We start from the raw sequence: 14,469 nt of genomic DNA, 5'->3' as shown, positions 1-14,469 counted from the left end.
GGGCCGCGGTTTTCCCATGGTTCTCCCATACGTGCGGGAGGGGTGTACGGCATGCCGTACACCCCTCCCGCACGCGGGCTCACTCCCCCGGCCGCTGCGGTGTCCCGTCCTCCTCCCCGGCGGGCTCTCCGGCCGGCTCCCCGGCCGGCTCCGGCGGGGCCCACCCCTCCGGTTCCGGCACCAGCCTGCGCACCACCGGGCCCGCGGCCGCCCCCAGCAGCGTGGCCGTGGTGATCGAGCCGAGGGTGATGCCCCAGGCGACGGGACCGAGCGGGGTGCAGCCGAAGAACTGGCTGACCCCGGGCGTCTGGATGACCCCCACCAGGGCAGCGGCCGAACCGATCCCGGCCGTCAGCACGTTGCGGTCCAGCCCGCCGGTGAGCAGCGTCTGCGCGAGCTGGGTGCCCACCACCGAGGCCAGGGCCACCGTCCCGGCGCGCCTGCCCCGCCCGGTGAGCCTGGCCGCGCCCCAGGCCAGCCCGGCGCCGAGCGTGGTGGTGGCGCCGCGCAGCAGCACCTCCTGGCTCAGACCGGCCCCCAGGGAGCGGTCCGGGCCCTCGCTCAGCAGCCGCTCGCCGGCCTCCGTCGCCGGCTCGCGCACCGCGATGGCCAGCGCCGGGGCGAGGTCGGTGAGGAGGTTGACGAGCATGATCTGACGGGCGTTCAGGGGCGAGCTGCCGGTCAGTGCGGCGGCCAGCACGCTGAAGGCCACCTCCCCGAGGTTGCCGCCGACGAGGATGGCCAGCGCGTCGCGCACCGAGCCCCACATCGCGCGGCCCTCCAGCAGCGCGGCGATGATCGTCTCCAGCCGGTCGTCGCCGACGACCAGATCGGCGGCCGCGGTCGCGGCGGGCGTGCCGCGCCGCCCGAGCGCGATGCCCACGTCCGCCAGCCGGATGGCCGGGGCGTCGTTGGCGCCGTCCCCGGTCATCGCCACCACCCGCCCGATGCGCTGGTACGCCTGGACGATGCGGACCTTGTGGTGGGGGCTGCACCGGGCGATGACGTCGAGTGTGGGCAGCAGTTCGTCGAGCTCCTCGTCGCTCAGCTCGTCGATCTCGGCGCCCGTGCACACCTTCTGGTCGGGGTCCTCGCTGACCGTGGCCGCGATGGCGTCCGCGGTGGCGGGGTGGTCGCCGGTGAGCATCACCGTCTGCACCCCGGCCGCCCGCAGCCGCGCGGTGGCGGGCGCGGCCGAGGAGCGCACCGGGTCGGCGAGGGCGACGAAGCCGAGGAACGTCAGGCCGGCGACGGCCTCGTCGGTGAGGTCCTCCCCCGTCTCCAGCGGGCGCTCCGCCACGGCCAGCACCCGCCGTCCGGCACCCGCGAGCTCCTCGGCCGCGCCGGTCAGGCACTCGCGGGCCGCCGCGTCGAGCTCCTTGTCCTTCCCGGCGTCCTTGCCCGCGTCCTTGCCGCCGCTCCCCTCCCGCAGCCGGGTGCAGCGCTCCAGTACGTTCTCGGGCGCGCCCTTGACGCTGAGCAGCATTCCGCGCGAGGTACGGCCGGCGGTGGCGTGGTAGGCGCGGGACGGCTCGAAGGGCAGGGCGTCGGTGCGCCGCCACTGCGGTGCGCCCTGGCGTACGGCCACCTTCGCCCGCCGGGCACCGGCCACCACCGCGCGGTCGGTCTGGTGCTCCATGGGCTCGGAGGCGCGGGCCGGCGGGGTGGCGCGCAGCGCGGCACCCAGGATCTGCTTGCGGGCGGCGTCGAGCCGGTCGGCGGGCAGCTCGCGCCGGCCGTCGCTGACGGCGGCGAGCTGCAGATCGCCCTCGGTGAGGGTGCCGGTCTTGTCGAAGCAGAGCACGTCGGCGCGGCCGAGCGCCTCGATGGTGCGGGGGTTTCGCACCAGCGCCCCGTGGTCGGCCAGGCGGCGGGCGGCGGCGAGCTGGGCCGCGTTGACCAGCAGCGGCAGCCCCTCGGGCACGGAGGCGACGGCCAGGTTCACCGCCGAGGCGAGCGTGTCCGCCAGAGGGCGGCCGTGCAGCACCCCGGATCCGGCGACCGCGGCGGCCGAGCCGAGCGCCAGCGGCAGGCTGGTCTTCGTCAGGGCGTGCAGCCGCGACTCCACCCCGGTGTCGGGGGCCTTCTGGCGGGCGGTGGCCAGGCTGCGCCCGACCTCGGTGGCCGATCCGGTGGCCACCACGACGGCCACCGCGGTGCCCGCCGAGACGGTGGTGCCCTCGTAGAGCATCGAGCGGCGGTCGGCGATCTGCGCGGCGACCACCGGCGCCGCGTCCTTGGCCACCGGCAGGGACTCGCCGGTCAGCGAGGACTCGTCGACCTCCAGTCCCTCGCCCCGCAGCAGCCGGCAGTCGGCGGGGACGACTTCCTGGGAGCGCAGCACCACCACGTCCCCGACCACCAGATCCCCCGCGGCCACCAGGCGTTCGGCCCCGCCGCGCCGCACCCGCGCGCCGATCGCCGAACGGGCGAACAGCTCCTCCAACGCCTTGTCGGTCCTGACCCGCTGAACGGCGCCCACCAGGGCGGAGGCACCGGTGATGCCGGCCACCAGCGCCGCGTCGGTGCGCGAGCCCACGGCCGCCGACAGCGCGGCGCCCGCCGCGAGCACCGGGGTGAGCGGGTTGGCCAGCTCCTCGATGAACGCGGCCGGCAGGCCGATGCGCGCCGGCTGCCCGGAGGTGGTGTCCCGGCCCGCCCGCTGCTCGGCCTCCTCCCTGCTCAGCCCCTCGTCGGTGCTGTCCAGCCGCTCCAGTACGCGATCGGCGGGCATCAGATGCCAGGGAGTGGTCTCCACCGGTGGGGTGACCGGGCGGGACAGCAGCTGCCGGGCCCGCCAGGTACCCAGGCAGAACGCCGCGGTCCCGGCACTGGTACCCGCCGCGGCGCCGCGGGCCGTCGCCCGGGCGGGAGGCGCCTGGAGGGCCGCGACGGCGCCGACGCCGCTGCCGCCCGCGGCCAGGAACCGGCTCTCCCGGTCGACCTGGGCGGCCACCCCGACCGCGTCCACGACCAGGCCGGCCGACTCCAGGTCGGTGCCGATCAGGATGTGCGCGCCCCAGGCCGGCGGCTCGTCCTCGCGGTGCACACCGATCCCGCAGTCGGCGGCGGCCAGCGCCCGCCGGTCGCCCGACAGCAGCAGCACCACCGCGCCGTCCGCCTGCAGCCCGCGCAGGGAGGCGGTGAGGCGGTCGCCGCCGGGGACGACGGCGTCGGCGAAGCCGAACGCCGGCTCGGGGCGGGCACTGGCCAGGACCACACGCGCCCCGGCGCGGCGGGCCGCGGCCGCCACCGCGTCCGCGCCCGGGGCCTTCTGCCGGGCCAGGCCGGCGACGGCCTCCAGCCGCCTGCCCCTGGCCAGGCCCAGAACGCTCTCACTGCCCTGCCGGCGCAGCCGGGCCGCCGCCCGCGCCCCCTTGCGCCCGGTCAGCTCCAGCTCCTCCAGCGGGCCCAGGACCCAGCCGTCCTCGTCCCGGTGGGTCTGGCCGGTCCTGTCGGGGGCGAAGAGCGCGAAGAGCCGCTCGGCGGCCTCCCGGGGCTCGGCGCCCTCCAGCGGCACCAGATCGGCCAGTTCGTGGTGGCTGCCGCTGAGCGCCTCCTCGTCGAGGACGACGGTGTCCGTCTGGCCCAGCCTGCGCAGCACGCTCCGGTCCATGACGGTCGCCCCCCGCAGTGCCAGGGCGCGGCCGAGTGTGGTGGCGAAGCCCTCCCGGCCCGCGTCCGGGGCCTTGGGCACACCGGAGAGCGCCACCGCCAGCCCGCGCCGCGGTCCGGCGAACGGCGCGGTCGCCGCCCCGGCCGCGGCCGTCAGCGCCATCGAGCGCTCGACGTAGCGGTCGACCGCGTCGGGGGGCGGGGGCACGGGCCGCTCCACCGCGACCGGGCCGGCCGCCGCGTCCCCGGGGCTGCCCACCAGCCTCGCCTCGGCCTCCTCCCAGGCCCTGCGGTAGGCCCCGGCCTCCCGCCACTGCGCCATGCGTTCCACGACGTCGAGCACGAGGCCGCCGCCGCGCGTGGCCACGCCCTGGGTCAGGGCGGTGAGGACCGGCAGCAGGGAGTCCGCCTGCTGCGGGTCGTGCAGCCCCTGGGCGACCAGTCGCCGCAGCCGGGGGTGGCGGGCCACCGCCCCGGTGAGGGCCGCCACCTCGGGCGGCAGCGGCGTCCAGGGGGCCACCCGGTTGAGCGTGGACAGCCCCAGGCCCACCACGTCGGCCGCCAGGGCGGTGACGGACTGGCCGGTCCGCGGCCCCTCGCAGGGGTGGTGCGGCTCCTGGCACCACTCCTCGTGCTCCTCGTCCGCGCAGGGGACGTGCCCCTCCGCTCGCTCCACCAGCGCCACCAGTTCGCGTTCGGGCGGCGGCGGGGACTCCAGCGCCACCACCACCCGCCCCGACGGCGCGTTCACCCGCGCCCACAGCACCCCGGGGTGCCGCTCCAGGACGCGTTCCACGCGCCGGGCGGTCCGCTCGCCCTCCGGGGTGTTGACCCCGTGGACGGCGATGTAGCAGCGCCCCGGCCGGGACCACACGGCCCGGCGCGACAGCCCCATGAACTGCCCGGCCAGCCGGCCGGCGGTGCCCACCGCCTCGCGCGCCCCGTCCCTCACTCCCCGCGGCACCAGATCGGCCGGCGAAGGCCCCGGCAGACGCAGACCCGGCAGCCCCGGCAGACCCGACAGCAACGACATCGACCGTGCCCTCCCGACCCCGAACCGACAGACGGACCCGCGGACGGATCCACGGGCATGCGGCAACGCCGGCGGAGACCGTGCCGGAGAAGTCGCACGCTCCGGATAACCCCGTACGCCCGGCTCACACCTGCCGCCCGCGGCTCTCACGGACAAGTGGGGGCGTACCCGACGTGTCGTACCGGTCCGAGGGGGAACCCCGGTGCGTCGAGACAGACGCACCGAGACAGCAGCGCGGCCCGGACCGCCGGGCCGGCGGGATGGACATCTATGACCAGCGGGTACATGGGTCCCGAGGACTTCGGCCGGGATCCGCTCGGAGAGTTCCTCGCGCGCTTCCTGGGCTCCTCGTCGTCGGGCGGGCAGCGGCCGGGGCCCCGGTACTTCGACTTCGTGCGGCTGATGAGCGAGCCCGCCCGGCAGCTCGTCTCCTCCGCGGCCTCCTACGCCGCGCAGCACGGCAGCACCGACCTCAACACCGAGCACCTGCTGCGGGCTGCGCTCACCACCGACCCGACCCGCGCCATGGTCTCCCGTGCCGGCGGCGATCCCGACACCATCGTCTCCGAGATCGACCGGCACGCCGGGGACGGTCCGCCGCGCTCCTCCATCTCCGTCAGCCCCGCCGTCAAGCGCGCCCTGATGGACGCCCATCAGGTCGCCCGCTCCTCCGGTTCGTCCTACATCGGCCCGGAGCACGTGCTGGTGGCCCTGGCCGCCAACCGGGACTCCGCGGCCGGCCAGATCCTCAACGCCGCCCACTTCGATCCGCGCTCCGGGCTCCCGGAGGGGCCGCAGCCCGGCGGCCCGGGCCCGGCCGGCGAACGCCAGCCCGCCCCCGGAGGACGGCCGGGGGGAGGCAGCACGCCGAACCTGGACAAGTTCGGCCGCGACCTGACCGAACTCGCCCGTGAGGGCCGCATCGACCCGGTGATCGGCCGGGACGAGCAGATCGAGCAGACCATCGAGATCCTGGCCCGGCGGGGCAAGAACAACCCGGTGCTGATCGGCGAGGCGGGCGTCGGCAAGACCGCCATCGTGGAGGGCCTGGCCCAGCGCATCGCCGACGGCGACGTGCCGGACAACCTGCTGGGCCGCCGCGTCGTCCAGCTCGACTTCGCGGGCGTGGTCGCCGGCACCCGCTACCGCGGCGACTTCGAGGAGCGGCTCAGCGGCATCATCGACGAGATCCGCGAGCACACCGACGAACTGCTCGTCTTCATCGACGAGCTGCACACGGTGGTGGGCGCCGGGGGCGGCGGCGAGAGCGGCGCGATGGACGCCAGCAACATGCTCAAGCCGGCCCTGTCCCGCGGTGAGCTGCACGTCATCGGCGCCACCACACTGGAGGAGCACCGCCGTCACATCGAGAAGGACGCCGCGCTGGCCCGCCGCTTCCAGCCCGTTCTGGTCCCCGAGCCGACCACGGCCGACGCCGTGGAGATCCTGCGGGGGCTGCGCGACCGCTACGAGGCGCACCATCAGGTCCGCTACAGCGACGAGGCGCTGCTGGCGGCCGTGGAGCTGTCCGACCGCTATCTGACCGACCGCTTCCTGCCGGACAAGGCGATCGACCTGATGGACCAGGCCGGGGCGCGGGTGCGGCTGCGCTCCTCCACCCGGGGCACCGACGTGCGGGCCCTGGAACGCGAGGCCGAGCAGCTGCGGCGCGACAAGGACCAGGCGGTGGCCGACGAGGACTACGAGCGCGCCAAGGAGCTGCGCGACCGTCTGGCGGAGGTGGAGCGGCAGGCCGCCGGGGGGGACGGGAGGCAGCCGGTGGGCGACCGTATCGCCGAGGTCGGTGTGGAGGACATCGCCGACATCGTCTCCCGGCAGACCGGCATTCCCGTCAGCACCCTCACCCAGGAGGAGAAGGCCAGGCTGCTGGGCCTGGAGGAGCATCTGCACCGGCGGGTGGTGGGCCAGGACGAGGCCGTCTCCGTGGTCGCCGACGCCGTGCTGCGCTCGCGGGCCGGGCTGTCCAGCCCCGACCGCCCGATCGGCAGCTTCCTCTTCCTGGGCCCCACCGGCGTGGGCAAGACCGAGCTGGCCCGCGCCCTGTCGGAGGCGCTGTTCGGCACCGACGACCGGATGGTGCGCCTGGACATGAGCGAGTACCAGGAGCGGCACACCGTCAGCCGGCTGGTCGGCGCACCGCCCGGGTACGTCGGCCACGAGGAGGCCGGCCAGCTCACCGAGGCGGTGCGCCGCCACCCGTACTCGCTGCTGCTGCTGGACGAGGTGGAGAAGGCGCACCCGGACGTCTTCAACATCCTGCTCCAGGTGCTGGACGACGGGCGGCTGACGGACTCCCAGGGCCGCACGGTGGACTTCACCAACACCGTCATCGTGATGACCAGCAACCTGGGCTCCGAGGCCATCACCGGGCGCGGCGGCGCGCTGGGCTTCTCCCCCGGCGCGGCGGGCGGTGAGGCCGATGAGGCGGCCCGCCGCGAGCGGGTGCTGCGCCCGCTGCGCGAGCACTTCCGTCCGGAGTTCCTCAACCGCATCGACGAGATCGTGGTCTTCCGGCAGCTCTCCGACGAGCAGCTGCGGCGGATCACGGACATGCTGCTGGACGAGACGCGGCGGCGGCTGCGCGCCCAGGACGTGGAGGTCGACTTCACCCCGCAGGCCGTGGAGTGGCTGGCCCGGCACGGCTACCAGCCGGAGTACGGGGCCCGGCCGCTGCGCCGCACCATCCAGCGGGAGGTGGACAACCAGCTCTCGCGGATGCTGCTGGGCGGTGAGCTGGCGCCGCACACCCGGCTGCGGGTGGACGTGTCGGACGGCGCCCTGGTCTTCCGCCGGGACCGGGCGGCCGCGCCGACGGCGCCGTAGGCGGCGCACGCGCCCGGGTGCGCATGCGCGGCGGCCGCCGCTCCCGGGTGGGAGCGGCGGCCGCCGCACATGGTCCGGTGGGTGGGTCCGATGAATCCTCAGCAGTCCCTCACTGCCCCTTGCCCCGGCCGGTGAGGGCGTCGCGGAGCCGGTCGACCATGCCCGCGCCGGCATCCATGACCTTGTTGGCCGGCGGGGTGTCGGGGGCCGAGGGGTGGGGGCGCGTCGGGGCGGTCTTCTTCGCGGTGCGCGCCTTGTCGCCCAGCTTGTCCAGCTGCTCCTGGGTCGCCGCCTGCCGCAGCCGCGGGAAGAGGTTGCGCTCCTCGTCGGCGATGTGGGAGCGGATCTCTGTCATCAGCTCGGCGACGAGCCGGCCGAACTCGGGGTCGTCGGCGCCGCGCCCCTCCATCGCCTTCATGGTGCGCTCCGCCGCGGAGTGCTCCTCGATCTCCCTGTCGGCGATCTCGTCTCCGTCGGGGAGCATCTCCCGCACAGCCGGGTACAGGTACTGCTCCTCGGCCACGGAGTGCCGCACCAGCTCCATGACGGCCCGGTCCGCGAACTCCTTGCGCCGCGCGTCTCCCACGGGCATGGCCTCGATCCTGCCGAAGAGCTCCTCGACCTCCCGGTGGTCCGTGCTCAGCTCCTGGATGATGTCTCCGCCGTGTCCCATGGCCGGTGTCTTCCTTTCGCCGTCTGTCACAGGCGTCCGCCGAAAAGCGGACATACGCACCGTGTGCCCGGAGTCCGGGGCGGTTAACGCCCGGTGACCCGGCGCCGTACGCGCCCCCGGCCGCGGGGTCCGGAACGCGCCCGCGGGTGCGTTCCGGACATGCCGACGCGGGGCCGCCCGGCCTGTCGGCCGCGGGCCCCGCGTCGCCGTGCGCCCCGCCCTTCGGCGGGCACCGGCCGTCCGGCTCACTTCTGGGTCAGCATGCCCTCGCGCAGGCGTGCCAGCGCCCTGCTCAGCAACCGGGAGACGTGCATCTGCGAGATCCCCAGCTCGGCGCCGATCTCCGACTGCGTCATGTCACCGCCGAAGCGCATCTGCAGGATGCGCCGGTCGCGCTCGTCGAGCTGCTCCATCAGCGGCTTGAGCGCGTGGAGGTTCTCCACCTTCTCCAGGGCCGGGTCGACATCCCCGAGCTGGTCTGCCAGGGGGGTGTCCTTGCCCTCGTCGCCCACGGGGAGGTCCAGGGAGCCGGCGACGTAGCCGTTGCTGGCCACCTGCCCCTCGATGACCTCCTCGACGGTGACGTTCATGAACTCCGCCAGCTCCTCGGTGGTGGCGGAGCGGCCCAGCCGGCGGCCGAGCTCCTCGTTGGCGCGGGCCAGCTCGATGCGCAGCTCCTGCAGCCGGCGCGGGACGCGCACGGCCCAGCTGGTGTCCCGGAAGAAGCGCTTGATCTCCCCCACGATGTACGGGACGGCGAAGGAGGTGAACTCCACCTCGCGGCTCAGGTCGAAACGGTCGATGGCCTTGATCAGGCCGATGGTGCCGACCTGGACGATGTCGTCCATGGGCTCCGCGCGGTGGCGGAACCGGGAGGCGACGTAGTTGACGAGCGTCAGGTTGAGCTCGATGAGGGTGTTGCGCGCGTACTGGTACTCGTGCGTCCCCTCCTCCAGCACGCGCAGGCGCTCGAAGAACAGCTTCGAGAGCTGCCGGGCGTCGCGGGGCGCGACCTTGCCCGCGTCCTCGATTCTCGGCAGTTCGGGCAGATCAGTGGAGGCGGTCTCCTGCTCCTGGTCCGGCAAGACGTCACCGCTCGTCAGCTGAACCTCCGGGCTCAGAGTACGCATCGTGCCCTCCTCTTTTGATCTGTCATGTGCAGCACGGCGCGTACCCGGACCCGAACAACTCACACGCCCATCCGGGTGAGGTTTCACCTACGTACACACGATGTCTGTTAATCGCCCGGGGTAAACGCCACCATAACGGATTTACTTCTCACAGCACACATGCGTGAATGGCATGTCCGCAGTCGTCGGCGGACCCCGGAGCCGCTCGGCCTCCCGCCCGATCGCGCGACCACCGGCGCGCGGAGGACGACAGGTCCTAGGTTGTGTGGCGGCGGCCGGGCCGGCCGCCGCCACCACAGGGCACAGGATCAGGAGGCCCCCATGACCGACGGCCGACCCCGCACCGACCGGGACGCGCCGCCCGCGATCGACCGCAGCATCCCGCACTCGGCGCGGATCTGGAACTACTGGCTGGGCGGCAAGGACAACTACACCGCCGACCGCGAGGCGGGCGACCAGTACTGCGAGATCTTCCCCGGAATCGTGGAGATCGCCCGCGCCTCGCGGGGCTTCCTCTCCCGCGCCGTGACGCATCTGGCCGGTGAGCTGGGGATCCGGCAGTTCCTGGACATCGGCACCGGGCTGCCGACCGCCGACAACACCCATGAGGTCGCCCAGCGGGTCGCCCCCGACTCGCGCATCGTCTACGTCGACAACGACCCCCTGGTCCTGGCCCACGCCCGGGCCCTGCTGACCTCCACCCCCGAGGGCGCCACCGCCTACATCGACGCCGATCTGCGCAGCCCCGACACCATCCTGGCCGAGGCCGCCCGGACCCTGGACCTCGACCGGCCGGTCGGCCTGATGCTGATGAACATCCTGGGCCACATCGAGAACTACGACGAGGCCAGGGCGACCGTGAAGCGGCTGATGGCCGCCCTGCCGTCGGGCAGCTGCCTGGTGAGCAACGACGGCACCGACGGCAATGAGGCCTTCAACCGCGCGCAGCGGTTCTACAACGAGATGGCCGGGGTTCCCTACCTGCTGCGCACCCCCGAGCAGATCGCCGGGTACTTCAGGGGCCTGGAGGTGCTGGAGCCGGGGGTGGTGCCGGTCTCGCGGTGGCGGCCGCAGGCCCCACCCACCAATGCGCCGCTCTCCGGCGGCCTTCCCCCCGCCGTGGACGAGTACGGCGGGGTCGGCGTCAAACCGTGACGACCGGACCGTGACGACCGGGAGCGCGGCCGGGGCGGGGCGGCGGTTCAACGCCTGGCGTGGCGGCCCCGGCCGCGCTTCCGCTCCGGGGGCGTGCCGGCCGCCCGCGCCCCGGCCGCAGCGCGCAGGGCGAGGGTGGTGTCGTCGAGGAGAACGCCGGCGGGAAGGACGCCGGCGGCGGGCGCCGCGCCCTCCGGCCGGCGCCGGGCACGCAGGTACTCGACGACGATCGGGAGCACCGAGAGCAGCACGATGCCGACCAGGATCAGGTCGATGTTGTCGCGGACGAACCGTATCTGCCCGAGCGCCGCGCCCAGCAGCGTCACGCCCGCGCCCCACAGCACACCGCCGATGATGTTGAAGAGCACGAAGGTGCGGTAGTCCATCCGGCTGACGCCGGCGACGACCGGGGTGAAGGTCCGCACGATCGGCACGAAGCGGGCCAGCACCAGGGACTTGGGTCCGTGCTTCTCGAAGAACTCGTGAGCCTTCTCCACGTTCTCCCGCTTGAAGAGCCGGGAGTCCGGCCGCTTGAACAGGGCCGGGCCCACCTTGCGGCCGAACAGATAGCCCACCTGGTCGCCGACGACCGCGGCGATGACGATCAGGGTGCACACCAGCCACAGCGGGTGGTGCAGGTACTGATCGGTGGCGACCAGCAGGCCGGTGGTGAACAGCAGCGAGTCGCCGGGCAGGAAGAAACCGATGAGCAGTCCGGACTCGGCGAAGACGATGCAGAGGATGCCGATCAGGCCGAAGGTCTGGATGAGGTGGTCCGGGTCCAGCCAGGCCGGACCGAGCGCGAGGGTGGTCACTGGGGACGTGCTCCTGGGAGGTACGCATGCGCCGGGGCGAGACCGCAGGCGCACGCGTCGCCCGGGCATCGTGGTGCCGGACGGCACCTGTGGCTGGAACTTACAGCGTTTCCGGCGGCCGCCCGGTTCCCGTTCCGGAGAACGGACGGCCGAAACGCTCGTGGAGCACGCGGGCCGGCCGACGGCGAACGGCGCCGCCCGCACGCGGCGGGCGGCGCCGTGGAACGGCCGCGGGAAACACGCCCTAGGGGAGGTACCTCTCGACGGCGGCGGCTCCGTGCTCCTCCAGCTCCCTGCGTGCCCTCTCGATCCGCTCCGGTGTGGGTTCGCGGCCGGACAGCCTGACCAGGTCCTCCGGGTCCACCGGCTGCTCGCTGCCGGTGCGCAGCTGCGTCGGCCGCGGTGCGGAGGACTCCTCCTTCTCGTGTTCACCCTTCACAACGAGCCTCCTCTGCTCGGTTCCACCCCTCATGAGCGGGTTTGTCTGCTGCGTACCCTCACATTCCCGGCTGATTCGCCCGGTACGGGACACACGGTCACGGGCCGGTCGGTGCCGGGCTCGCCCCCGAGGCGCGCCCGGCGGCCCTGAGCCGGTCGCGGCCCGCTCCCGCCAACGCCCCGGCCCCCGCGGCGTAGGCCAGCGAGAGCACGGCCGCCGCCTGCGCGGGATGCAGGGCGGACTCCAGGGCACGCAGCGCCGCCCGGTGGGCGGAGCCCACCGCCAGCAGCGCGCACACCCCGGCGCCGCCCAGCAGCGCACCGCCCGCGCCCGCCTGCCGGGCGGCGCTGCGCAGCCCGTCGCCGAACCCCTGGAAGCGGTCGCGGAACAGCTCGGACGCCTCCCGGGTCACCTGCTCCACGGCGTCGGCGATGTGTTCGCCCGCGGTCCCGCTCTGCGGCATCGTCTCCCTCTCCCTCCGGGCCCGGTCCGCCCGGTGCTCGTGTTCCCGCCGCGCCCGGCGGCGCGGCGCCCCGCTGGTCCCCCGTACCCGCCGGGGTCCGTCCGATGCCCGCCTCCGCCCCGACGTGCGCCGGCCCCGGCCCAAGCGGCCGGGGCCGCCGTGCGCGGGGCCGGGGTCAGTCCCGGCCGCTGGGGTTGTCGTCCGAGAACTTGCGGGTGTCGCGCGGCTCGACGTAGGGCTCCTCCTCGGCCGGATGCCCCGCCTCGATGGCCCGGCCGCGCTCGATCTCGGCGTTGAGCTCCTGGCCCAGCAGGATCACGATGTTGGTGATCCACAGCCAGATCAGGAAGATGATCACGCCCGCCAGGCTGCCGTAGGTCTTGTTGTAGTTGCCGAAGTTGGCGACGTAGAAGGCGAAGGCGGCCGACGCCACGATCCACAGCAGCACGGCGACCAGACTGCCGGGGCTGATCCAGCGGAAGCGGCGCTTGACGTTGGGCGCGGCCCAGTACAGCAGCGCGATCATGAAGGCGACGAGCAGGACCAGCACCGGCCACTTGGCGATGCTCCACACCGTCAGGAAGGTCTCGCCCAGGCCGATGACGTCGCCGGCGCGCTGTGCGATGTCGCCGGTGAAGACCACCGCGACCGAACTCAGCGCCAGGATGACCAGCAGTACCAGGGTGATGCCCACCCGTACCGGCAGCGTCATCCAGATCGGGCGCCCCTCCTCGATGTCGTAGATGGCGTTGGAGGCCCGCATGAAGGCCGCGACGTATCCGGAGGCCGACCACACCGCCAGCGCGACACCGATGACCAGCGCGAATCCGGCGGCCCCCTGGTTGTTCTGGAGCTGCGTCAGCATGCTCTCGAGGATGTCGCGCGCGGCCCCCGGGGCGATGTTGCCGAGATTGTCGATCAGGGGCTGGATAGCGGAGCTGCCGATCACGCCCAGGATCGACACCAGCGCGAGCAGCGCGGGGAAGATCGACAGGACTCCGTAGTAGGTGAGGGCGGCCGCCCAGTCGGTGACGTTGTCGTCCTTGAACTCGGCGACCGTACGCTTGAGCACGCCCTTCCAGGACCTCTTCGGCAGATCGGTGGGCTCCTCGGGGGCCTGCCCGGCCGAGCCGTCCCGCTGCCGCCTCTCGTGGTTCGTCATGTGGTGGCACCTCGTCCGTTCCCGGCCGGGCCGCCCCCGCCCTCGCGGGCGGGGGCGAACGCCGCGGAGCCTGTCTCAGTGCGCCGAGCCGGGGCTCTGGCGGCGGGTCTCACCGGCCACGCTCTGCCCGGACTGGCGGGCCTGCCCCTTGACCTCACCGGCCTGCCCGCGAGCCTCCTCGGCGGTGGTGCGGGCGGCGTCCGAGGCGGTCTCCTTGACCTGCTGAGCGGCCTGCTGGCCGGACTCCCTGGCGTCCTCCTTCAGGCGCTCCACGGACTCCATCGCCGCTTCCTTCACCGGCTCGGCCAGGCCGCCCGCCTTCTCCGAGAGCCGGCCCACCGCCTGCTCCTCCCTCTGCGAGCTGCGCAGCATCGAGGCCGTCAGCATCCCGGCGCCGAAGGCGATCACACCGGCGGCCAGCGGGTTTCCCTGGGTCTTCCGCGCGGCGTGGTGGGGGGCGGCCTTGACGGCCTCGCCCGCCTGTCCGGCTCCCTCGCGCGCCCTGCCCGCGGTGTGCCCGGCGCTCTCACGGACCGACTGCGTCGTGTCCGAGGTGGTTCCCATGACTCGCTCCCGTACTACGGTCATCCTGCCCCGTGCCCGCTCCTTGCGACGGCGGACGGCGTGGCGGGGGTTGGCGTGGTCGGCAAGCCTGCCGACGTCCTCCGACAGCTCCTGCCGGGTGGTGTCGATCTGAGCCCTCAGCTCGTCGGGTGACGTGCCCATTCGGCGTCCTCCTTGAGGGTCTGGACGGTGCGCTCCGGCTTGGGGTGGACCTGCTTCATCTTCGAGCGGCCCATCACGTACATCACGGCCGCGGCCACGCCCCACAGGACGGTGACGATGAGCGCCGCCCAGCCCCAGTCCATGACGTTGGCCAGACCGAAGGTGAGCGCCAGCGAGGCGAACAGGACGGTCATGTAGCCGGCGAACCCGGCTCCGCCGTACATGCCGGCGGCCTTGCCCGCCTTGGTGGCCTCCTCGCGGATCTCGGCCTTGGCCAGTTCCACTTCCTGCCGGAACAGCTTCTGCGCGTCCGAGGTGACCGCGGAGAGCAGTTCGCCGATCGAGGCGTCCTCCTGCGCCGTCCCGCCCCGGGCCTCCAGGTCGGTGTCCGGCCGGTGAGCCGTGTACGCCATG

The 14,469-nt window shown here is 74.0% G+C and carries 11 protein-coding genes; 2 read left to right on the top strand and 9 right to left on the bottom strand.

The features are described from left to right. Positions 1-79: 79 nt before the first annotated feature. Complete coding sequence (locus ACW69E_RS12055; RefSeq protein ID WP_457498181.1) at positions 80-4,648, bottom strand: HAD-IC family P-type ATPase; 4,569 nt, start codon at positions 4,646-4,648, stop codon at positions 80-82. Between the two features lie 270 nt (positions 4,649-4,918). Here ACW69E_RS12055 and ACW69E_RS12050 point away from each other — a divergent pair, with 270 nt between their 5' ends. Then, positions 4,919-7,492: an ATP-dependent Clp protease ATP-binding subunit gene (locus ACW69E_RS12050; protein ID WP_457498180.1), complete on the top strand. Its 2,574-nt coding sequence runs from the start codon at positions 4,919-4,921 to the stop codon at positions 7,490-7,492. 109 nt (positions 7,493-7,601) lie between these two features. On the opposite strand, the gene ACW69E_RS12045 is transcribed toward ACW69E_RS12050, so the two are convergent. Together ACW69E_RS12045 and ACW69E_RS12040 are read right to left on the bottom strand one after the other, a co-directional pair. Then, positions 7,602-8,165 carry a hemerythrin domain-containing protein gene (locus ACW69E_RS12045; RefSeq protein ID WP_457498179.1) on the bottom strand — a complete coding sequence of 188 codons (564 nt, stop codon included), beginning with the start codon at positions 8,163-8,165 and terminating at the stop codon, positions 7,602-7,604. A gap of 245 nt (positions 8,166-8,410) precedes the next feature. Further along, positions 8,411-9,295 carry an RNA polymerase sigma factor SigF gene (locus ACW69E_RS12040; RefSeq protein WP_206347597.1) on the bottom strand — a complete coding sequence of 295 codons (885 nt, stop codon included), beginning with the start codon at positions 9,293-9,295 and terminating at the stop codon, positions 8,411-8,413. 321 nt (positions 9,296-9,616) lie between these two features. Between ACW69E_RS12040 and ACW69E_RS12035 the strand changes: the two genes are divergently transcribed. Then, positions 9,617-10,450: an SAM-dependent methyltransferase gene (locus tag ACW69E_RS12035; RefSeq protein ID WP_457498178.1), complete on the top strand. Its 834-nt coding sequence runs from the start codon at positions 9,617-9,619 to the stop codon at positions 10,448-10,450. Between the two features lie 47 nt (positions 10,451-10,497). Here ACW69E_RS12035 and ACW69E_RS12030 read toward each other — a convergent pair whose 3' ends face one another. The 6 genes from ACW69E_RS12030 to ACW69E_RS12005 form a co-directional block, all read right to left on the bottom strand. Continuing rightward, a complete protein-coding gene (locus tag ACW69E_RS12030; RefSeq protein ID WP_457498177.1) occupies positions 10,498-11,265 on the bottom strand; it encodes a DedA family protein in 768 nt (255 codons plus the stop codon). Between the two features lie 244 nt (positions 11,266-11,509). Then, positions 11,510-11,704, bottom strand: coding sequence for a hypothetical protein (locus tag ACW69E_RS12025; RefSeq protein WP_457498176.1), 195 nt, complete (start codon positions 11,702-11,704; stop codon positions 11,510-11,512). Positions 11,705-11,801: 97 nt separating this feature from the next. After that, positions 11,802-12,167 carry a phage holin family protein gene (locus ACW69E_RS12020; protein WP_457498175.1) on the bottom strand — a complete coding sequence of 122 codons (366 nt, stop codon included), beginning with the start codon at positions 12,165-12,167 and terminating at the stop codon, positions 11,802-11,804. 175 nt (positions 12,168-12,342) lie between these two features. After that, positions 12,343-13,329 (bottom strand): YihY/virulence factor BrkB family protein, encoded by a 987-nt coding sequence (locus ACW69E_RS12015; RefSeq protein WP_457498174.1) that lies wholly within the window; start codon positions 13,327-13,329, stop codon positions 12,343-12,345. Positions 13,330-13,404: 75 nt separating this feature from the next. Further along, entirely contained in the window at positions 13,405-14,055 is a 651-nt protein-coding gene (locus tag ACW69E_RS12010; protein ID WP_457498173.1) for a DUF3618 domain-containing protein, read from the bottom strand. Next, positions 14,031-14,468 (bottom strand): phage holin family protein, encoded by a 438-nt coding sequence (locus tag ACW69E_RS12005; RefSeq protein ID WP_457498172.1) that lies wholly within the window; start codon positions 14,466-14,468, stop codon positions 14,031-14,033. The genes ACW69E_RS12010 and ACW69E_RS12005 overlap by 25 nt, the downstream gene beginning before the upstream one ends. Position 14,469: the final 1 nt, after the last annotated feature.

The organism is Streptomyces sp. SS8 (assembly GCF_054072955.1).
This window is presented reverse-complemented; position numbering and strand designations above follow the sequence as displayed.

Excerpts from the sequence above, each read along its gene's own strand:
- ACW69E_RS12055 (WP_457498181.1), bottom strand. The coding sequence starts at position 4,648 with ATGTCGTTGCTGTCGGGTCTGCCGGGGCTGCCGGGTCTGCGTCTGCCG.
- ACW69E_RS12050 (WP_457498180.1), top strand. The coding sequence starts at position 4,919 with ATGACCAGCGGGTACATGGGTCCCGAGGACTTCGGCCGGGATCCGCTC.
- ACW69E_RS12045 (WP_457498179.1), bottom strand. The coding sequence starts at position 8,165 with ATGGGACACGGCGGAGACATCATCCAGGAGCTGAGCACGGACCACCGG.
- ACW69E_RS12040 (WP_206347597.1), bottom strand. The coding sequence starts at position 9,295 with ATGCGTACTCTGAGCCCGGAGGTTCAGCTGACGAGCGGTGACGTCTTG.
- ACW69E_RS12035 (WP_457498178.1), top strand. The coding sequence starts at position 9,617 with ATGACCGACGGCCGACCCCGCACCGACCGGGACGCGCCGCCCGCGATC.
- ACW69E_RS12020 (WP_457498175.1), bottom strand. The coding sequence starts at position 12,167 with ATGCCGCAGAGCGGGACCGCGGGCGAACACATCGCCGACGCCGTGGAG.
- ACW69E_RS12015 (WP_457498174.1), bottom strand. The coding sequence starts at position 13,329 with ATGACGAACCACGAGAGGCGGCAGCGGGACGGCTCGGCCGGGCAGGCC.
- ACW69E_RS12010 (WP_457498173.1), bottom strand. The coding sequence starts at position 14,055 with ATGGGCACGTCACCCGACGAGCTGAGGGCTCAGATCGACACCACCCGG.
- ACW69E_RS12005 (WP_457498172.1), bottom strand. The coding sequence starts at position 14,468 with ATGGCGTACACGGCTCACCGGCCGGACACCGACCTGGAGGCCCGGGGC.